The organism is Nitrospiria bacterium, from assembly GCA_035498035.1.
Lineage (GTDB): Bacteria > Nitrospirota > Nitrospiria > JACQBZ01 > JACQBZ01 > JACQBZ01.
Genome location: DATKAN010000045.1, coordinates 1 through 19,462, shown reverse-complemented (window position 1 = coordinate 19,462; position 19,462 = coordinate 1). Strand labels below are relative to the sequence as shown.

The window sequence follows — 19,462 nt, the reverse complement described above, 5'->3', positions numbered from 1 at the left end:
GTGACCTCCTGTTTCTCCTTGAAAGACTGCATTCTCGAAAATACGCAAGCCGTTTTACAGCGTCACCGCTTTGATCAGATCCAGCAGGATGATGAGTCGTCCGTTGACCAGGGTCACCCCCTTCAGGTGTCCGGCGGTCGTCCCGTCGACCGTTGCCGGAGGCGGTTCGATATTCTGCCCCTTTACCTTCACGACTTCGGTCACCCGATCCGCGATGATGCCGATCAGGCCTTTTCTCATTTCTACGACAAGGACACGTGTATTCCGAGTCGGTGGGGATTCCGTCAATCCAAGACGGGTCCGTAAATCGTAAATCGGTATAATGGTTCCCCGGAGGGAAATGATCCCCTTGATAAAGGACGGTCTCCTTGGAACATGGGTGATATCCAACGACCGGATGATCTCCTTTATCGTGAGAATATCGATGGCATACTCTTCATCGGCCAGTTGGAACGCCAACAATTCCAGGACCCCTTCCCCTTTGTCCGTCGGGTTCCCCGACGCCTCCATAGTCCCCCGGCCATTCTCCTCCCCCGTGGGAGAGACCGGGGGCTCTGACGGAATCGTTTCCGACGGCCCAGCGACCGTTTCTTGTGAGGTTCCAGCCACGGGTACTTCCTTTGGCAAAACCGTCGTCCGGTCGGGGTTCATAGAAGCGCGATCCGCCTCATCGGCCGAAATTCGAGAACCCCCCTCCAATGTTGCGAGCGGAAGATCTGGGCGGCGTCCGGGCTTATCGGCCTTCCGCCTCGGCTTGGTTCCTTTTGACCGGGTGGCGTATTTTCTCATGTTAATCGTTGATTCCCAGGGAAATGATTCGATTACGCCCATCGGCCTTGGCCTTGTACAGAGCCTTATCGGCTTGTTCCAAAATTCCTTCGGTTTCGGTGTCATCGCCGGGCATGACCGTAGCCAAACCCATGCTTACGGTAACGCGAATCGGCCGGTGGGTGGCCGACGGGCAAAAGGAATGAAATTCGATGGCCTGACGGATCCGGCCAGCCAGTTCCAGCGCGCCCTGCGGATCTTTTTGCTGGGGGAGCACGAGAGTGAATTCATCGCCTCCGTAGCGGGCCGCGAAATCGTAACGGCGTATCATTTCTCCAAGCAACATTCCTAATTCTTTTAATACCCGGTCCCCCCCAAGATGTCCGTGCGTATCATTGATCTTCTTAAAGTGATCCACATCCATCATGATGCAGGACAACATGAAGCCGAATCGTCTACTCCGGTTCTCTTCCCGTCGCAAGAACTCGATCATATATTTTTTATTGTATAAGCCGGTGAGTTCATCGACGATCGAGAGGCGCTCGAGCTGTAATATCCGGGTCTTCAACTTGTCCTGAAGCCCCTTCAATCGGAGCATGGTGGCTACGCGCACGTTCAATTCGACGGGATGAACCGGTTTCACCAGAAAATCCCATGCCCCCGATTCCAATCCCTTCACCCGGTCTTCCAATTCGGAACGCACGGTGAGCAAAATGATCGGGATGTCGTGTAAGCGTTCGTCCTTGCGGACCGTTTCGACCAATTTAAATCCATCCATTTCGGGCATGATGATATCGGTAAGAATGAGGTCGACCCTTTTATCCGAAAGGACTCGTAGGGCTTGCAGGCCGTTTCCGGCCTCAAAAAAAGTCTCGAAAGATTCGTCCTTGAGGAGCGTACGGATGATCCCTCGACGCGTTTCCTTTGAATCGTCCACAATCAGAATATTCATTCCCATCGGGATGAAATCCTTTAACCGGACAAAGATGATCGGGTCAACGAAAACTGGACCCTAAATGTGATCCCACTAACTTTCCTGAAAGAGATGCGGATATTCTTTCCTGACTTTTTCCAAAGCGCGGCTGACCAGGAAACCTTCATCCGTTAACAGCTTGACCTGTTTCAGGATCTCGATGTCCTGCGCATTGAATCGTTTAAAAAACTTTAAACCGTGTTGTTCCAACCGTGGAGCCACGATGCCGATCAAGATCCAATATTCCAACTGTCTGGAGGATATACCGACCTGGCGGCAGACATCGGTGGTACCAAAGGCATCCGCATTAAGTCTGGACATCGTCATAATTCCTCACACACTTGTAAAGTTTAGCACATCATACAGAATTGTGGGATTGGAGCCGATTAACACCTAACACATTGTAATGCTGATAGAAGATATGCGATGGGGGTCTACGACTAACGAACAGGAATGGTGATAAGGATTTTAAGATCGGCTTTTGCGGCCGTGGTTTCATCCAACCAGACGTAACCAATCGCACCGTCCGTGTCTTGGACGGCCGAGATCACGTCGGCGGAATTATTTTTTGGCATGGGCGGAATGCCGCCTTCCCGGAATAATCGATTATTCCAGTACGTCACGTACTCATCTCCCGAGAAATTCATGACCTTGTTTAAAAAATTACCCCGGATGGGTTGGGTATCACGCTGATCAATGGGCTTGATTCGGACGCCTCGAATGAGTTGTCTTTCGCCCCGATAGATTTCCTTGACCTCCTCGAGAGTCAGGGCGTCCGAAGGGAATGATTTGCCCGAAATCACGGCGATCTCTTTGAGATCCGCCGCCGCACCGGACCCGACCATGCCGAGGACATAAAGGGCGAGCAGTAGGGCCACCCCCCCCCATTTGGCCATAAGGCTGGAACCAGATTTTCTAACATTTACCCGGTTGTTTATCGTTCCGTTATCCAATTTGGTAGTCCCTTCGTTTAAATTTAAAATGCGAAGGCCCATTGGACTGCGGCCTCATTATAGTTGTTTGTGGGTGTGTTGATAAATTGAATTTCGGCCTTGATCGAACTGCTGGGAATCAGATTAAAACGAATGCCGGCAATAGTTTTGCTAATGTTCTGGGTGCCCAGGGCAACAAAATACGGATCATTGGCGAGAACCGTTGTACGCTCAAACCGGCTATACGGAATAAATCGGTTTATCCTTAACCCAAGCTGGGCATACCAAACATAGTCCAAATAGCTTTTACCATGGTAATTGGAGTCACGGAACTGATATCCCTCTGACAGGAATTCGATGTTATGCGCAAGATAGGTAAGGTTTGCGCCGTAAATTTGCTGGAAGACAACATCGGTCGTCGTTCCATCGGGCGAAACGATCGTCACCGGCGTGAGCCCGTCCGCTTGATAAAATCGAAGCTGCTGAATATTTCCGGAGACCCCTACCCCGAGGCCACGAATCCCTCCCGGCATATACCGGAACATAAAGGACCCCGCCTTGTTTTTGCTGTCGTCGCCCGTGCTGTTGGGGGACAGGGAGCCGCCGGATGTGGTCAAGGGATCAACATTTTGTACACGGGGACCGTTGCCCCCCATGAGGTCGTATTCAATTTCCCCAATACGGGTAACGAGGTGACCTCCCACCGCCAACCCGACAATATGCGTCGGAACAATGCCGCCGTCATCCTCAAATTTAACAAAGTCGGGCCTGTCAACGGTCGTGTAAAGCTGTTTCCCATGATGGTATGTCATGTTCCAATAACTGAGAACGTTATGAAAACGTCCGGCCTGAACTTTAAAGGCATCGTTAAAAAGATAGCCGATCTGGAGTCGCTCCACATCCACGCTGCCTTCATTCGTGTTCGGGTCGGAATCAAAATTAAACTCGGTCAAGAAGTCCACGCGATCCGAGAGGTTGGCCCGCATAAAAAGATCCAGCTCGCCCAACGCAACCGTGCCGTTGGTGTTGGGATCCGCGGCGTTTGCAGGCTGTTTGTGCCAATCGTATGTATAGGTGACGTCCGAGAAGCCTTGAAGTTCGAGTCCAAAGACGATGGAGGGAAGCGTAAGAGAATTGGTGATAAGCAGGGTGAAGATGAGAATTTTTTTTCGGAATATCCCGAGACGACCCTGTTCTTTTCCCAATTCGATACTCCTTCTTTTAATTTTGTTAATTTTTTGTGATTAATATTTTAAATGATCATTGGCAACTATTTTTCAATTTAGCAGTCTTTTTTATTTTGTCAAGAAACGGGAGGAATTAATTCAATCGGCTGGGCAGACTGTTAATGATTGGCGATCAAGGATGTGGGGTTAAATTACGGCGGGTTGTCCAGTCTTTTCCTTGGCTTCAGGGGTGTTCTTCTTTTCACCGAATTGGGTTTTTGTGGCCTCTTCTATCAAGGCGGCGACATCGAGGACTAAGATCGTCTTCCGGTTTCCCAGTTCGGTCGCCCCGGCGATTCCCGGTGTTTCGCGGAGAAATTCACCCAGGGATTTAATGACGATTTCCTGTTGACCCTCGATGGCGTCCACAACGAGGCCGATGCGTTTTTCGGCCAGTCCGACCACAATGACGTAGAGACGATCTTCTCCGAATTCCGTTGCAGGGAGATGAAAGGCATCCCGAATTCTGAGGAGAGCCAGGGTTTGATCACGGAGTTGGGTGACCTCGCGTTTTTCGACGGTTCGGATGTCGGCGGATTGAATCATCAGGCTCTCGGACACCGAATTGAGCGGAATGGCGTAAATCTCGGTCCCGACCCGGACGACGAGGGCCTTGATAATCACCAGCGTGATCGGGAGAGTGATTGAAAATTTGGTTCCTTTCCCCATTTCGGTTTCGACATCCACCAGTCCGCTTAGCTTGCTGATATTTTTGGCCACCACATCCAGTCCCACCCCGCGTCCGGAGACCTCCGTGACCTCCTCCGCCGTGCTGAAACCGGGGGCGAACAAGACATTGATCAGTTCACGCTGGTCATATTCCTTGTTTTTATCCAGGAGGCCGCGTTCAAGCCCTTTTTTATAGACCTTGGCGAGATCAACTCCCACCCCGTCGTCTTCAACTTCAATGACCACGTTATTTCCTTTTTGAATCGCCCTCAGATTGATTATCCCGATTTCGGGTTTTCCCGCCTTCACGCGATCTTCCTTCAATTCGATCCCATGATCCAGGGAATTTCGAATCAGATGCATCAAGGGGTCCGCAATTTCCTCGATCATGGATTTATCCAGCTTCGTTTCTTCTCCAGTAATCTGGAGATCGATCTCCTTTCCCAGCTCGCGCGAGAGTTTCCGGACGACCCGAACCAAGCGGTCAAATACCTGGCCGATCGGGATCATCCGGATTTCGACCAAACCCTCTTGCAGGTCTCCGACACGACGATCCAGGGCCTGATACGCTTTTTGGAGTTCGACCCCTGTTGTGGTAAAGCCGTGGTTCTGAAGCATCTCTTTGCTGATCTGTCCGATCACCGCTTTGTTGAGAACCAATTCACCCACGACATTCAACAAGGTATCCAGTTTGGCGATGTCGACACGAACGGTGGGCGTGATGCTCCGAATCGACTCCTTATCCTCTTCCGGGACCGTGGGTGCCAGGGTTTCATTGGAGCGTTCCCTTTCCGACTTTAAATTGACCTGGCGGATCTCAAGTTGTTCCTGAGAGCATTGAGATTGAAGAGTATTTAGATCCATCTTCGTGCCGATGATCAGTTTAAAGACGATGCCCGCTTCAGGAGACATGCCGGGGCTGGGTAATGTGGTGATGATTTCGCCGAAGGATTGCACTTTCGTATTTAATTTGGCCAGGTCTTTGTCGAAGGTTTCCAACGGAAACCGCACGGTGAACTCAAAGAGGTTTAGTTTCAGGCGGATGTTTTCGTTCAGACGATGGGTTTCATATTCCGTAAGCACTTTCAGCAGGGTCGAGTCGATCCCCACCGTTCCCGCCGGAGATGGAGATATCGGCCCTCCCGACACGACTTGCCGAATTTGTTGAAGCATGGGCATTATATCCGCTTCCTCGCCTTTTCCTGCGTTTGCGGATTCGATTAATCCCCGGAGCAGCTCCATCCCTTTAAAAAGGGTATCCATGACCGCCGGGGTCAAGAGGAGTTTTCCCATTCGTAGGCTGTCCAGCATGTCCTCCAGATGATGGCTGATTTCAGAGACCTTTTTCAATCCAACCATGCCGGACATGCCCTTCAAGGTGTGAGCCGCCCGAAATATCGCATTTAAGATATCCGGCCTCACGGCTGTCTTATCTTCGGTGTTTTCCATCGCGAGGAGATTCTGGTTGAGTCCCTCGATGATTTCTTCGGCCTCCGCGACGAATTCTTTCAATGGGTTTTCCGGCTTAGCCATATGTCCCTTCCTTTGAAGGCGTTATCCGTGGGTAACTTTCTTGACGATCGTCTTAAGTTTTTCCGGATCAAAGGGCTTGGTGATGTACTCCGCCGCACCAAGGGCTATCCCTTTTTTCCGGTCTTCATCCCCCTGTTCCGTCGTGACAATAATCATCGGGATATCTTTATAGGCCGAATTATTCTTAACAAAATTGATGATTTCAAGTCCGTTTATATCCGGCATATTAATATCCGTGATGATCAGGTCAAATTGGTGGGCGGGAAGCGCTTTGAGTGCTTCAAATCCGTTGCCGGCCTCTACGGTTTCATATCCCGACAACTCTTCAACGGTGGAGGAGATCAACGACCGCATGGCCGCAGAGTCTTCGACCACAAGGACTTTTTTAGGCATCGGGCAACCCTCTTTCCGTTACGGAATCCCCGTCTCTTATTTACGGCCTTGACGATTGTGTGTCATGCAGCTTCCTCTCGAGCAAGGCCTTGCCAAACGCAAAACCGGTTACCTTGATAAATGCTTCCAAACCCTCGGTATCCCCGATCTTTTCCTTGGTGGGAATATTATCCCCGTAGAGGAGCGCGATGACACGCCCCTCGCAAATCAATGGGGCCACGAAGATTTCCGCCGGCCATTCTTTTCCGAGCTGGTCCACAAAATACTGATGCCATTTGGACTGCGGCAGCTGGCTTTTATAGATGGCCTTTTTCTCGACCACCTCCCTGAATACGGAGGAATCCGATAGCGGGATGGAAATCGAGCGGACCCGCTCTTGCGGCGAGCCTTCCGGAAGAACGAGTCCAAATTGCCCGAGTCCTACGATGTCATCCTTCCGGACCAGAAGAATGACAGCCCGGTTCATAATCTCGCTCGCAAATCGTAACACGAGGAGCGTGATTTCGCTGCTGGTGGACGGGCCGGAAAGTTCGGCAATCATCGAGGTTAAAAGCGTGAGATCTTTCCGGTGTACTGCTGTCCCCCCCGAAAGGCCCGATGGCGGGGAAACGGGTCCGGCCGAAGGACCTCCTTTGGGAGAGGTCGAGGCAGGGGCCTTTGCGGGGGGCGTCGAATCGACCGGATGGCGGGACGGGACCGTCTCGGAAGATCGAAACGGCGGAGCCGCCTGGGTCATTTCGAGTTCCTCGGGCACCTTTGGTGAGGGAGCGGCCGGAACCGGTTTGGGGAGAACGGGTTCCGCGGTTGTTTTCTGTTCCTCGTCCTGTAGTCGGGCGCCTTCCAGAAGCAGAAACTCGGTGTTTAAACCCTGGCGGAGAATGACCTCTTCCTCCGTCGCGGGTCCAAGCTCAAAATGGAATGATCCGGTATTCCACCCCAACAGATCCTTCACGATGAGAATGATGTGCTCACGGATTTCCCGTTCAAGCGCCTCTTGATTGAGGGCCCCCATTTCCACCAGAAGGGTTCCGATGGGTTTCATGGACCCCCGACCCTTCTGAACCCGCAACGCATATTCAAGGTCGTCGTTTGTGACGATGCCCTTTTTTACGAGCGTGTAACCCAGACGGCTTCGGGTATCTGATGTGGCGTAGATGACCTGGCCCTGATTAAAAACCAGTCTTCCCGTCCCCTCCTTGCGGATCAGTGTCAGCACACCGGATCGCTTACTTAGGCTGATGATCTGAAAGATGTCGCTCAATCCCAGATCTTCTAAACGTCCTTCTAGGCTCATGCCGATTTATTCCTCAATGTCAAATCGGAAGTCTTCGATGACGGTATTGGTCAGCAACTTCTGACACATTTCGGCCACCTGCCGTTTGGCGTCCTCAAGGGGCATGGGCGACAGCTCCATTTCAATATACTTTCCCAGACGGACATCTTTAATCGCCGTATATCCCAGGTGATGAAGCGACTGTTGAACCGCTTTGCCTTGAGGATCCAAGATGCCGTTCTTGAGCGTGACGTAAACTCTGGCCTTCATGAAACAATGCGGCGTATCTCCCCGCCGCTCCCTCTGCCCCCTTTTCTCCCCACCTTCAAGAAAACACCCTTTTATAGATGAGATCGATATGACGCAGGTAGTAGTCCGGTTCAAAACAATCATCGATCTCCTGGGCTTTCAAATACTTTCGGATAAACGGGTCCGTCTTAATCATATCCATAAAGCGCCCTTTTCCTTTCCAGGCAGCCATGGCCAGCCGCTGGACCGCTTCATAGGCCTCTTCCCGCTGAGCGCCGCGCTTCGCCAGTTCCAAGAGAATTCGCTGAGAATAGACCAGGCCACCGCTGCGATCCAGGTTGGCCTTCATATTTTCAGGATACACCAACAGTGTATCAATAAGGTCCGTTAAACGAGTTAATAAATAATCGACCAGGATGGTGCTGTCCGGAATAATGACACGTTCGACCGAAGAATGACTGATATCCCGTTCGTGCCATAACGCCACATTTTCCATCGCGGCCTGGGCGTTAGACCGGACGATCCGCGCCAAACCGGACAGATTTTCGGCCCCGATCGGGTTTCGTTTGTGAGGCATGGCCGAAGAACCCTTTTGCCCTTCCGCGAAAAATTCTTCAACCTCCAAAACCTCCGTCCGTTGGAGATGTCGAATCTCGGTTGCAAATTTATCCACACTGCTGGCCACGAGGGCCAGGGTGGTCAGATAATGGGCGTGCCGATCCCGTTGAATGATTTGATTAGATATGGGAGCCGGTATTAACCCGCATTGCCGGCAAACAAACTCTTCAACCGACGGGTCCAGGTGAGCGTAGGTCCCCATCGCGCCGGATAATTTTCCATATCGGGTCATTTCCTTTGCCTGTCGCATGCGTTCCAGGTGCCGCAGGACCTCGGTATACCATAGCGCGAGTTTCAACCCAAAAGTGATCGGTTCCCCGTGCACGCCATGGGACCGACCCACCATCACGGTCTCTTTAAATTCCATCGCCCGACGTCTGAGGACATCCCGCAAATGTTCCAGGTCCTGAATAATCAGGTCTGCGGCTTCCTGCATCAATATGGCCAGTGAAGTGTCCAGGATATCCGATGACGTCAGACCGAGATGAATATAGCGCGCTTCCGGACCCACTTGCTCGGCCAGCATGGTAAGAAAGGCGATCACGTCGTGTTTGACAACCCGCTCAATTTCCTCCATCCGTTTCGGGTCGACTTGGGCCTTCTGGCGAAGGACCGAGACGATTTCCTTTGGAATATCCCCGCGCTGGGCCAAGCCCTCGCAGGCCAACAGTTCGATCCGGAGCCACGTTTCCAGCTTGTGCCGGGGTTCCCATATCGCTTTCATCTTGGGCAATGTATATCGATCGATCATGCGTTCCCCGTCAGGTCCAACACGCGTTGACGAATGCGTTGAGCTTTCTCCTCCTCCGGAACGAGGAGGGATAAATCCATGGGACCCCCCGGACCGGGGCGTAAACTATTGAGAATCACCTCAACGGTCTTGGCGTCTTCCGGGGCTCGGCCGGTCTGGCCGAACAGCTCGACGGCGCAGTCTTTTATATGAAGTTGAGAGAGGGTACGCCCGACATGGGAATAGATATCTTGAAGAATGATCGGCGTCAATTCTTCTCTCTTTCCCAATCCGATGATGAGGATCTTGTGCGCTTGAAGTTTTCGTTGCGTGGCCAATAATGTCGTTTCCTTTAAATCTCCGCAAATCCGATTGCGGAGAATCAGCCGGGAGAGGATCCCATTATAAATCCAGTCCAGTTCGGCGGCCAGACCGGTTAAGGGACGGTCGTCTCGGAAGAACCCGGCTACGAGCACCTCGGCGTGGATCTTCGTAACCTTCTGGGCAAGAACCTTGATCGACGACATGGTTGTTATTCGCGGGCGACTTCAGGCCCCTTTTTTCGCGAGGGATTCCTCCTTGATGATGTGATCCAATATACCATTCACGAAAGCACCCGATTCCTCGTCCGAGTATCGTTTGGCTATCTCGATGGCTTCGTTGATCGTCACCTTGGCCGGAACATCCGAGAGCATTAAAAGTTCAAAGATGGCGCATCGGAGAATATTCCGATCGATAATGGACATTCGGTTTAGGGTCCAATGCTGAGCGTGCTTTTGTATTAATCGATCGATATCCGTCTGGTGCTTGAGAACGCCGTCCACCAGAGAGTCCGCGAAGATTCGGATCTCCATCGGCGCCGGATGAAGTTCCCAGAATTGATTTCGCCAATTCGGCCCGTCTTTGTTCACATCCAGCAGAAAAAGCATCTGGAGCGCCAGCTCTCTTGATTTCCTTCGATGACCCATACGATTCTCAAAGAACTATTCAAAGGAGCTCGCGTCGCCCCCTCCATGGGCAGGGCCACCGGACCCTCCCCCGTCTCGCTCGCGTGGCTCGCTGGGAGCCCCCAGGGGAAGCGGAGGCTTGTCCCGGCAGAATTTATCTACTTCAGTTCCTGCAGGAGTTCAACCATTTCAAGCGCCGTTTTTGCCGCGTCCCCGCCCCGGTCGAACCGTTTTGGATCGGCCCGCTGCAGGGCCTGCTTTTCCGTCTCTGTTGTCAATACACCGAAACTGATCGGGATGCCCGTTTCCAGCATGACGCGCTGCAATCCCTGACTCACGGCCTGGCTGATATATTCAAAATGGGCGGTCTCTCCCCGGATAACCGCACCCAGACAGATCACGGCATGGAATGCATGCGACTGGGCCAGTCGTTTCGCCGTCAACGGGATCTCAAAGGCGCCCGGGACTTCGGCAATCTCGATGTCCTCTTCCTTGACGCCGTGCTTGCGCAAACTTGTCAGAGCGCCTTCCAAAAGCTTTGAGGTCACCTCGTGGTTAAACTTGCTGATGACGATTCCGAAACGATGACGGCCTCCCCTGAGTCGACCCCCATGAACTTTGACCATGATCCGACCCGATCGCCGAAATCGCGTGTGTCACACCTTGTCCAAAAGATGGCCCAGTTTCTGTTTCTTGGTCCTCAGATATCGCACGTTGAGATCATGCGGCGCCATCTCGATGGGCACCCGTTCGACGACGTTGAGGCCGTATCCATCGACCCCGACAATTTTCCGGGGATTGTTTGTTATGAGACGTATTTTTCTCAGTCCAAGGTTCACGAGGATTTGTGCGCCGATTCCGTAGTCTCGAAGGTCTGGTTTAAACCCGAGCTCCAGATTGGCCTGAACCGTGTCCATCCCCTGATCCTGCAAACCGTAAGCCTTGATCTTGTTCAGGAGGCCGATCCCGCGTCCTTCCTGATTGAGGTACAGAAGCACCCCCCGTCCGGCCTGTTCAATCATTTCAAGCGCTCGATGGAGCTGCTCGCCGCAGTCACAGCGATTAGAAGCGAAGACATCTCCGGTCAGGCAGCCGGAGTGAACACGAACCAGCACCGGCTCTTCCGCATCGATCTTCCCTTTGATCAGGGCAATATGGATGCCTTGGTCGATTTCGTTTTCGTAAGCAATGAGTTTGAACTCGCCATACTGGGATGGAAGCCTGGCCTCGCTCACCCGGCGTACGAGGGATTCCCGTTGCATCCTGTATTGGATAAGATCCTTGATCGTGATAATCTTGAGTTTGTATTGTTGGGCAAACTCCATGAGTTGCGGAACGCGGGACATGGTACCGTCCTCGTTCATAATCTCACAAAGCACCCCGGCGGGATAAAGACCGGCCAATCGTGCCAAGTCGACAGAGCCTTCCGTCTGTCCCGCGCGTTTTAGGACCCCCCCCTTTTGGGCTTTAAGCGGGAAGATATGGCCCGGTCGGGCCAGGTCTGAAGGCCTCGTTTTGGGGGCGATCGCGGCCAGGATAGTTTTCGAACGGTCCGACGCGGAGATTCCCGTCGTGACCCCCTCCCTCGCGTCGATCGATACCGTGAAGGCCGTCCCGAAAGTTGCGGTGTTCTCGGAGACCATCGGGGGGAGTTGAAGCTCATCCGCCCGCTCCGGGGTGAGGGTTAGGCAGATTAAACCGCGGCCGTATTTGGCCATGAAATTGATCGATTCCGGGCTGACCGTTTCTGCGGCCATGACAAGATCGCCTTCATTTTCACGGTCCTCGTCGTCCACGAGGATCACCATTCGACCCTGTTTTATGTCCTGAACAGCCTCGTCAATGGAATGAAATTTGAAATCGGCACCCATTTTTCGTTCCGCCATCGAAAACGATTTACTCCCGCTGTGGAATTTTTTTTCTAATCGTTTATAACTATATAAGATAAAAGGTGTTTTGTCAAACAAAAAATCCCCTGAAAAGGTTTCCCTTCCAGGGGATTTTTTTGTTTTCCGGTGATGGTGGAATGTCGAAACGGCCCTCTTCGGTCCCGACCGCGTTAAACGTCGTAGTAGAGAAAGAACTCGTACGGATGGGGTCTTAATCTCATCGGATCGACTTCCTTTTCCCGCTTGTATTGAATCCAGGTTTCAACAACGTCGTTTGAAAAAACGCCGCCCTTCAAGAGGAAGGCATGATCCTTTTCGAGATTGTCCAGGGCATCATCCAGGCTGCCCGGCATGGTCGGGATTTTCGCCGCTTCATCGGGCTCCAAGTCATAGAGGTCTTTATCCATCGGGAGGCCCGGATCGATCTTATTTTCGATACCGTCGATGCCGGCCATCAACATGACGGCAAAGCTCAGGTAGGGGTTGCAGGCCGGATCCGGGAAGCGGACCTCGATCCGTTTGGCCTTCGGATTCGCGGAATACATCGGTATCCGGACGGAAGCCGATCGGTTCCGACTGGAATACGCCAGAAATACCGGGGCCTCGAATCCCGGCGTGAGCCGCTTGTAGGAGTTCGTCGTCGGATTGGTAAAGGCCGCGATCGCCGGGGCATGTTTTAGAATACCGCCGATGTAATGCAGGCAGGTTTTGCTGAGCCCGGCATACTCCTTTCCGGCGAAGAGAGGTTTTCCATCCTTCCAAATGGATTGGTGCGTATGCATTCCCGTACCGTTGTCGCCGAAGAGCGGTTTGGGCATGAAGGTCACCGTCTTTCCGTGCCGCTTGGCGACATTCTTCACAATGTATTTGTAGAGCATCATCTTGTCGGCCATGCGGACCAGGGAATCAAAACGGATGTCGATCTCGGCCTGACCGGCGGTGGCGACCTCGTGGTGCTGCTTCTCGACCTGAATACCCGCCTTTCTCATCTCAACGATCATCTCCGTACGGATGTCTTGCTGACTATCCATGGGAGGAACCGGGAAATACCCTTCTTTATGACGGGGCTTATATCCCAGGTTTCCCCCGTCTTTTCCGGCGTTCCACACCCCCTCTTCCGATTCGATAAAGTAGTAACCGCTGTGAGTGTTTTGATCAAAACGGGCCCCGTCAAAGATGAAAAATTCCGCTTCCGGTCCGAAATAGGCCACATCGCCGAGCTTACTTTTCAAAAGGTAGGACTCGGCTTTTTTGGCGATGTAACGGGGATCGCGGCTGTAAGACTCTTGAGTAATCGGATCCAAGATATCGCAAACCAAACTCAGGGTCGGCGCTTGACAAAATGGATCGATCATGGCCGTGTTCGGATCGGGAATAACCAGCATGTCGCTGTTGTTGATCGCCTGCCAGCCACGAATGGAAGAACCGTCAAAACCGGACCCCTCTTTGAAAAGAGCCTCGGTCAGTTCATCCACCGAGATGGTGAAATGTTGCCACGTCCCGGGGAAATCCACGAACTTCAAATCCACCGCTTCGACTCGATTCTTTTTTGCATACTCCAAAACTTCTTTGACGTTCATGAAAACCTCCTTCGATTAAATAATCCTGGTTCCTCATCCAAACGGTTCAGGGTCATCATCAACCCTAAGGGACCGTTCTTTCCTAACACCCTTTTCTCGGGATCGTCATTGAACCCGAGCCGTTTCCAAAAATTGTTCAATGCCTTGTGACAGTGTTTCTTTAAGATGCCGGATTCTATCAGGATCCGCTATCTTTTGTCCAGTCCGGTCAACCACATGAAAGACATCCACGATCTGGTCCAGATGGGTGGCCACCTTGGCCGTTTGAATCGACAACCCGAGAGCAAACAGGGATTGAGCGATGACGGACAGTAGTCCGGTCCGGTCCGGGGCGAACACCTCGATGATCGTATATTTATCAGAAGTGCTGCTGTCCACCGCGATCTGAACGGGGGCGATCTTTGGAAAGGCCTGGGAATACGATCGGATTCTGGTCACGATTTCAGCCGGGTGCTCCGGCTCTTTTTCACCCAGGAGAACGACGGTGATCGCATTCCGAAGGTCCCGAAGACGATCGGGACCGGACGGGCCCGAAAAATCGGGATCCTGAACCTGAAACCTGTCCACCACGACATTGTTCGACCACGTAGTAATAGTTGCGCCAAGAATTTGAAGACCCTTGGCCGCCAGCACGGACGTGATCTTGTAGAAGATTCCCGGGGTGATGTCGTCGAACGTGTAGACGCTGTAATCGGTCAGATTTCGTTCGGGATCGTCTTCGGCGTAAACGGCGACGGTTTTGGGTTGAAGTTCATGAATCCTTTCGAGGTCCAATGCGATGCGCTCGGGAGGCGTGGCAATTAGATACCGCGGCGTCATCGCGGCGAGCTGGTTGTCCAACCATTCCGAATCGTAATGAATCCGGAGCCGGGAATGAAGGGTCTGCCGGATCTGTTTGATCTTTTCTTCTTCGGCGACCAGCGTCGTCTCTCCGGTTAAAATCTCCCGGGTTTTCGTAAAAAGTTCGGTGAGCAGATCCTTTTTCCATGCGTTCAGCGTACCGGGCCCGACCGCCGTGACGTCCGCCATGGTGAGAATATAAAGCATCCGAAGGGTCTCCGGAGTGCCCACGGATTTTGCAAACTGCAGAAGCACATTGTCGTCGGCTAAATCCCGGCGGAAGGCCACGTGCGTCATGATCAGATGCTGACCCACCAGAAAAACGAGTTGCTCGGTTGTGGCGGAATCGAATCCCAGCCGCTGCCCGGTCTCCAAGGCGAGCGACGCCCCGATTTGCGAATGGTCGCCGCCCAGACCTTTTCCAAGATCATGGAGCAACAGGCCCAGAAACAGGACTTCGCGGGAGCGGGTTTCTCGGAAAGCGCGAGCCGGTCCGCCCTCCTGTACGAGAAGTTTTTCCGCCTCTTCCACCGCGCGGAGACAATGTTCGTCGACCGTGTACTTATGATAAAGGTTGAATTGCATCAACCCTCTTACCCTTCTGAACGCCGGCAGGATTTGTTCGAGAATGCGGAACCGGTGAAGGCCGCGGAGGGTTTCGGAGATCTTGGCGTTCGCCGACAAGATGGACAGGAATACCGCATACGCTTCCGAATTCGAGAAATGATTCGGATCCCACTGACCCATCATGTCCGTGAGTTGGCGTTGCGTTTCAGCGGATAAGCGGGCGTCATTCTCCTGGGCCAGGCGGAACAGGGTCAGGACCCGATCGCCGCGGCTTAACACCTCCGACCGAAACTCGGAAAGGATCGAGAGCTCTTGACCGGACAAGACAAAATAGCGGCCGATTTTCCGATGAGACCAACGGTCACGAAGCCGACGCCATACGGTTCTGGACGTCATTCCATCAAGGTATCGGCCGGTGATCTCGGCGATGGCCGTCGTCTGATCATAATATCTTTGCATGAACTGTTCGACGCCCAAAAGATGGGGATTGTCGCGGTACCCCCAACTCGCCGCCAGCCGAACCTGCTCCTCGAACGTGAGCGTATCCTGGCAGCGGCCGGAAAAGAAGTGCATTTCGTTGCGGATGCGCCACAAAAAATCCTGAGCCTCCGAGAGGGCGCGAAAATCCTGCTTGGACAGGACGCCGTGTTCTTTCAACTGTTCAAGTGAGGAAGTCCCGTAACGAGCCTGCGCGGCCCATCGCAACAAATGCAGGTCCCTTAACCCTCCGCGACTTTTCTTGATGTGGGGCTCGAGAAGATGGATCGTCGTTCCGTACTGTTCACATTCCGCATCCCGGCTGCGGATTTTGGCCTTGATAAAAAGGCCCGGACGATTGGAAGCAACCTTCCGTTGATATCGCGATCGGAACTGGTCGAACAGCGCCCGACCCCCCGTTAAAAAACGGGCCTCCATTAAAGCCGTGCGAACCGTCAAATCGGCTTTTCCGATGGCCACGCAATCATCGACGGTCCGCGCGCTGTGCCCCACTTGAAACCCGACATCCCACAGATTTTGAAGGAGTGTGCCGGCCATTTTCTGAATTTCTCCCCGGAGGGAGGGACGGTGGAGAAACATGATATCGATATCGGAATAAGGTGAACGCTCTCCCCGCCCGTACCCTCCCAGCGCCGCGATCGCCAGCCCGTCATCGAATTTCCAGCGCTCCTGCGGGGGCACAGTTTGTAAACCATCGCGATAAATCCGTTCGATCACCTCGTCCGTCAGATCGGTCAGCGCGGCGATCACCTGCTCGCCCGTCGCGCCCTGGGCATGATGCCGTTGGATTTCGACCAGGCGTTCTTTAAGGTAAGCCTTGAGCATGTTTATTTGAACAATCCCCGGCCTTTCAGCCGGGGATTGTTCGATCCGGATGGAAAAGGTCCTATTTTGATTCGCTCGCTAATCCTGCCCTCACAGAGGAGGGGGTTCGCTCGCTGTACGGATTCATTTTAAACCTCCGGAGCTATCATATCACGAACGGATCACAAAGCGGAGTCCCCCGACTCCCCGGTTCGAATCCGGACCGCCTGGGATAAATCGGTCACGAAAATCTTCCCGTCGCCGATGGTTCCGGTCTTCGCCTTGCTCATAATCGCCTGGATGGCCCGATCGGCCACGGCGTTGGCCACCACCACCTCGATCTTGATCTTGGGAACGAATTCGATCGTGTATTCCGCCCCGCGGTAGGTTTCCTTGTGACCCTTCTGACGACCGAACCCTTTCACCTCGCTGACGGTCATTCCCTGAATGCCGATTTCGGACAGAGCCTCTTTCACTTCATCAAGTTTAAAGGGCTTGATGATGGCTTCGATTTTTTTCATCGTATTTCTCCTTTAGTTAGTGGCGGCCCGGGAGGGAAGCAGTCCTTGGACTCCCGATGCCCCAACCTCCCGCGCTCGCACCGGGCAAGGGGGATGGGTGTCGATTTTACGATATTAAAGGACATACCCATTTTCGTTGTGCTGGCTTAAATCCAGCCCCATCCGCTCTTCATCTTCCGAAACCCGCAGACCCATGATTATATCAACTACCTTTAGAATAATAAAGGTGCCGACGAGGGCCAGGATCCAGGTCGCCCCGACGGCCATAATCTGCGGAATCATCTGGTGGGCGTTTCCGTAGAACAGACCATCGGCCCCGGCCGAGTTGACGGCCTTGGAGGCAAAGAGTCCCGTGGCGAGCGCGCCCCAAGTCCCACCGATGCCGTGGACTCCGAAGGCGTCGAGCGAGTCGTCATAGCCCAGTTTCCCCTTCAGGACGACGGCCGCAAAGTAACAGAAGACGCCGGCCCCGATTCCAATGATGATCGATGGGATGGGCCCCACGAAACCCGAAGCCGGCGTAATGGCCACCAGACCGGCCACCGCTCCGCTGGCCGCGCCCAAGACAGTGGGCTTGCCCCGATGAGCCCATTCCGCAAACATCCAGGCTAACGCGGCCGCGGCCGTGGCGGTATTCGTAACCACGAACGCACTTGTCGAGAGTGCACCGGAGGCGACGGCGCTACCGGCATTGAAACCGAACCAGCCGAACCACAATAAGGAGGCCCCGGTCAAGGTTAAAGGAATATTATGGGGAGCCATTACCTCTTTTCCATACCCCAAGCGCTTGCCGAGGTACAGGGCGCAGGCCAGACCGGAAACCCCGGAGCTGATATGCACCACGGTCCCGCCCGCAAAGTCCAGGGCGCCGAGGTTACGCAGGAAGCCTCCGACGCCCCAAACCCAGTGTGCCAACGGGTCATAGACAAAGGTGGCCCACAACAATGTGAAGACCAGAAAAGCGCTGAATTTTATTCGCTCGGCAAAGGCCCCGACGATCAGCGCCGGTGTAATCACGGCAAACATCAACTGAAAGACCATGAAGGCCTGATGCGGAATGGTCCCTGCGTAATCCCCGTTCGGGTCCAGTCCCACGCCGTTCAGCCCCGCCCATGCGAGACTCCCGATGATGTGTCCCTTGTCCGGCCCGAAGGCCAAGGAATACCCGTACAGGACCCATTGAACGCTGATCAAACAGAGGATGATAAAACTGTGCATCATGGTTCCGAGCGCATTTTTCCGACGCACCATGCCGCCATAGAACAGGACCAGACCGGGAGCGGTCATGGCCAGGACCAAGGCCGAGGAGGTCAGGACCCACGCGGTATCGCCCGTGTCGATTTTGAGCGGCGCCGGTGCGGCCGCCGGCGCGGCGGCCGGCGCTTCAGAGGGGGCGCCTGCTGCTCCCGGTGTTGAGGGAGGCACCGTTTCCTGGGCTGAGCCGAGCCCGGGGATGAGTGCAAGAACAGCCAGGAGCAGCAGGACACCAGACAGTCCGAACAACATTCTGTGATTTCGCATGATAGGTTTCTCCTTTACGGTAATTCATTAGAAGTTAACGTCGAGTTGTGTCGTCCATTTCATCGGACCGTTAAAGGCGGGTTGATTATACCAAACCGGGCCGACTAAGATGCTGGCATTGGGGGCAAAATAATAATAGACCCCAACCCCTCCCCCGCCGAATGCATTTTGCCCCGTTGCCCAATCGGCGGCCAATTGAACTTTATCCTTCACGATGTAACGGTCCCAGGCAAACATCATCCCTTTGTTATTCTTGGCTCCATTGTTGTCGATCAACAGATTTTCATTGCCGTAATACCCACCGATATGCACTCTACCAATGGGCCCAAGCGTCTTTCCAACAATCAAGTCGGCGATGTTATAGTTTGTTGCACAGCCCAATCCGCAGGTGGTGGAGTCATGGGCAGTTCCAATATTAAACATGCCCACCGCAATTCCTGGAGATCCTTTAAAAAGGGAATCCTCCGGGGTTCCGAATTTAAAATTGAACGACAAGGGAACATCTTTTCCGTACTCGACAGTGGAACTATTATCATTGATGACACCAAACGGACTTGGTTCGATCAAATCCACGCCCACCTCGAGTTGAATCTTCTCATACGGCAACACTCCTATCGTAAGTCCCACGTCTGTGCCGAAAGCCCCGGGTTGTGCACTGAAGTCACCAGGTTTGCTGTTATTCGCATTCCTTAACACGGTAAAGTAATTGTCAACCCCGAGATGCAGAACCCCGTAGGGCTGAACGTCCATGACGTCCGGCGTCCAGTATTCTGTCGAGGGCGTTGCTAGGGCAATCCCTGTTTCAATCATCAACAAGCTGAAGCCGATTACGATTAAACTGATAAATTTTTTCATTTCATTCCTCCTTTGCGGATTAAAAAGCAAATCGAACTGTTTTTGGATCTTTTACGTCCCAGGTGGCTTCGTTGCC

The 19,462-nt window shown here is 53.2% G+C and carries 19 protein-coding genes; all 19 read right to left on the bottom strand.

Annotated elements, in window-relative coordinates:
• Nucleotides 1-54: 54 nt before the first annotated feature.
• Nucleotides 55-510 (bottom strand): chemotaxis protein CheW, encoded by a 456-nt coding sequence (locus tag VMN77_09525; protein ID HTN44018.1) that lies wholly within the window; start codon nt 508-510, stop codon nt 55-57.
• A gap of 280 nt (nt 511-790) precedes the next feature.
• Nucleotides 791-1,720, bottom strand: a complete 930-nt coding sequence (locus VMN77_09520; GenBank protein HTN44017.1) for a diguanylate cyclase — start codon at nt 1,718-1,720, stop codon at nt 791-793.
• A 75-nt stretch (nt 1,721-1,795) separates the two neighbouring features.
• Nucleotides 1,796-2,062: a MerR family transcriptional regulator gene (locus VMN77_09515; protein HTN44016.1), complete on the bottom strand. Its 267-nt coding sequence runs from the start codon at nt 2,060-2,062 to the stop codon at nt 1,796-1,798.
• Nucleotides 2,063-2,181: 119 nt separating this feature from the next.
• On the bottom strand, nt 2,182-2,637 hold the full coding sequence (locus tag VMN77_09510; protein HTN44015.1) for a hypothetical protein: 456 nt from the start codon (nt 2,635-2,637) through the stop codon (nt 2,182-2,184).
• A gap of 80 nt (nt 2,638-2,717) precedes the next feature.
• On the bottom strand, nt 2,718-3,680 hold the full coding sequence (locus tag VMN77_09505; protein ID HTN44014.1) for a hypothetical protein: 963 nt from the start codon (nt 3,678-3,680) through the stop codon (nt 2,718-2,720).
• 366 nt (nt 3,681-4,046) lie between these two features.
• The gene (locus VMN77_09500) at nt 4,047-6,101 is read right to left on the bottom strand and encodes a chemotaxis protein CheA (GenBank protein ID HTN44013.1); all 2,055 of its coding nucleotides are present in this window, start codon (nt 6,099-6,101) and stop codon (nt 4,047-4,049) included.
• Nucleotides 6,102-6,122: 21 nt separating this feature from the next.
• Nucleotides 6,123-6,494, bottom strand: coding sequence for a response regulator (locus VMN77_09495; GenBank protein ID HTN44012.1), 372 nt, complete (start codon nt 6,492-6,494; stop codon nt 6,123-6,125).
• A gap of 40 nt (nt 6,495-6,534) precedes the next feature.
• On the bottom strand, nt 6,535-7,788 hold the full coding sequence (locus VMN77_09490) for a DUF4388 domain-containing protein (protein HTN44011.1): 1,254 nt from the start codon (nt 7,786-7,788) through the stop codon (nt 6,535-6,537).
• 6 nt (nt 7,789-7,794) lie between these two features.
• Nucleotides 7,795-8,037 carry a phosphoribosylformylglycinamidine synthase subunit PurS gene (purS, locus tag VMN77_09485; GenBank protein HTN44010.1) on the bottom strand — a complete coding sequence of 81 codons (243 nt, stop codon included), beginning with the start codon at nt 8,035-8,037 and terminating at the stop codon, nt 7,795-7,797.
• A gap of 55 nt (nt 8,038-8,092) precedes the next feature.
• Nucleotides 8,093-9,385 carry an adenylosuccinate lyase gene (gene purB / locus VMN77_09480; protein ID HTN44009.1) on the bottom strand — a complete coding sequence of 431 codons (1,293 nt, stop codon included), beginning with the start codon at nt 9,383-9,385 and terminating at the stop codon, nt 8,093-8,095.
• Nucleotides 9,382-9,891 (bottom strand): M17 family peptidase N-terminal domain-containing protein, encoded by a 510-nt coding sequence (locus VMN77_09475; protein HTN44008.1) that lies wholly within the window; start codon nt 9,889-9,891, stop codon nt 9,382-9,384. The genes purB and VMN77_09475 overlap by 4 nt, the downstream gene beginning before the upstream one ends.
• Before the next feature lie 21 nt (nt 9,892-9,912).
• Nucleotides 9,913-10,332, bottom strand: coding sequence for a transcription antitermination factor NusB (gene nusB, locus VMN77_09470; GenBank protein HTN44007.1), 420 nt, complete (start codon nt 10,330-10,332; stop codon nt 9,913-9,915).
• A 137-nt stretch (nt 10,333-10,469) separates the two neighbouring features.
• Entirely contained in the window at nt 10,470-10,937 is a 468-nt protein-coding gene (gene ribH / locus VMN77_09465) for a 6,7-dimethyl-8-ribityllumazine synthase (protein ID HTN44006.1), read from the bottom strand.
• 30 nt (nt 10,938-10,967) lie between these two features.
• The gene (locus tag VMN77_09460; protein ID HTN44005.1) at nt 10,968-12,197 is read right to left on the bottom strand and encodes a bifunctional 3,4-dihydroxy-2-butanone-4-phosphate synthase/GTP cyclohydrolase II; all 1,230 of its coding nucleotides are present in this window, start codon (nt 12,195-12,197) and stop codon (nt 10,968-10,970) included.
• A 173-nt stretch (nt 12,198-12,370) separates the two neighbouring features.
• Complete coding sequence (glnA, locus tag VMN77_09455; GenBank protein ID HTN44004.1) at nt 12,371-13,780, bottom strand: type I glutamate--ammonia ligase; 1,410 nt, start codon at nt 13,778-13,780, stop codon at nt 12,371-12,373.
• Between the two features lie 105 nt (nt 13,781-13,885).
• Nucleotides 13,886-16,510, bottom strand: a complete 2,625-nt coding sequence (gene glnD / locus VMN77_09450; GenBank protein ID HTN44003.1) for a [protein-PII] uridylyltransferase — start codon at nt 16,508-16,510, stop codon at nt 13,886-13,888.
• Between the two features lie 161 nt (nt 16,511-16,671).
• Nucleotides 16,672-17,010 carry a P-II family nitrogen regulator gene (locus VMN77_09445; GenBank protein HTN44002.1) on the bottom strand — a complete coding sequence of 113 codons (339 nt, stop codon included), beginning with the start codon at nt 17,008-17,010 and terminating at the stop codon, nt 16,672-16,674.
• A gap of 114 nt (nt 17,011-17,124) precedes the next feature.
• Nucleotides 17,125-18,531 (bottom strand): ammonium transporter, encoded by a 1,407-nt coding sequence (locus tag VMN77_09440; GenBank protein HTN44001.1) that lies wholly within the window; start codon nt 18,529-18,531, stop codon nt 17,125-17,127.
• Between the two features lie 27 nt (nt 18,532-18,558).
• Entirely contained in the window at nt 18,559-19,386 is an 828-nt protein-coding gene (locus tag VMN77_09435) for a hypothetical protein (GenBank protein ID HTN44000.1), read from the bottom strand.
• Nucleotides 19,387-19,462: the final 76 nt, after the last annotated feature.

Coding starts and splice junctions, on each gene's coding strand:
- VMN77_09510 (HTN44015.1), bottom strand. CDS start 2,637: ATGGCCAAATGGGGGGGGGTGGCCCTACTGCTCGCCCTTTATGTCCTC.
- VMN77_09520 (HTN44017.1), bottom strand. CDS start 1,720: ATGAATATTCTGATTGTGGACGATTCAAAGGAAACGCGTCGAGGGATC.
- VMN77_09495 (HTN44012.1), bottom strand. CDS start 6,494: ATGCCTAAAAAAGTCCTTGTGGTCGAAGACTCTGCGGCCATGCGGTCG.
- glnD (HTN44003.1), bottom strand. CDS start 16,510: ATGCTCAAGGCTTACCTTAAAGAACGCCTGGTCGAAATCCAACGGCAT.
- VMN77_09440 (HTN44001.1), bottom strand. CDS start 18,531: ATGCGAAATCACAGAATGTTGTTCGGACTGTCTGGTGTCCTGCTGCTC.
- VMN77_09460 (HTN44005.1), bottom strand. CDS start 12,197: ATGGCGGAACGAAAAATGGGTGCCGATTTCAAATTTCATTCCATTGAC.
- ribH (HTN44006.1), bottom strand. CDS start 10,937: ATGGTCAAAGTTCATGGGGGTCGACTCAGGGGAGGCCGTCATCGTTTC.
- nusB (HTN44007.1), bottom strand. CDS start 10,332: ATGGGTCATCGAAGGAAATCAAGAGAGCTGGCGCTCCAGATGCTTTTT.
- purB (HTN44009.1), bottom strand. CDS start 9,385: ATGATCGATCGATATACATTGCCCAAGATGAAAGCGATATGGGAACCC.
- VMN77_09525 (HTN44018.1), bottom strand. CDS start 510: ATGGAGGCGTCGGGGAACCCGACGGACAAAGGGGAAGGGGTCCTGGAA.
- VMN77_09475 (HTN44008.1), bottom strand. CDS start 9,891: ATGTCGTCGATCAAGGTTCTTGCCCAGAAGGTTACGAAGATCCACGCC.
- glnA (HTN44004.1), bottom strand. CDS start 13,780: ATGAACGTCAAAGAAGTTTTGGAGTATGCAAAAAAGAATCGAGTCGAA.
- VMN77_09515 (HTN44016.1), bottom strand. CDS start 2,062: ATGTCCAGACTTAATGCGGATGCCTTTGGTACCACCGATGTCTGCCGC.
- VMN77_09435 (HTN44000.1), bottom strand. CDS start 19,386: ATGAAAAAATTTATCAGTTTAATCGTAATCGGCTTCAGCTTGTTGATG.
- VMN77_09490 (HTN44011.1), bottom strand. CDS start 7,788: ATGAGCCTAGAAGGACGTTTAGAAGATCTGGGATTGAGCGACATCTTT.
- VMN77_09445 (HTN44002.1), bottom strand. CDS start 17,010: ATGAAAAAAATCGAAGCCATCATCAAGCCCTTTAAACTTGATGAAGTG.
- VMN77_09500 (HTN44013.1), bottom strand. CDS start 6,101: ATGGCTAAGCCGGAAAACCCATTGAAAGAATTCGTCGCGGAGGCCGAA.
- purS (HTN44010.1), bottom strand. CDS start 8,037: ATGAAGGCCAGAGTTTACGTCACGCTCAAGAACGGCATCTTGGATCCT.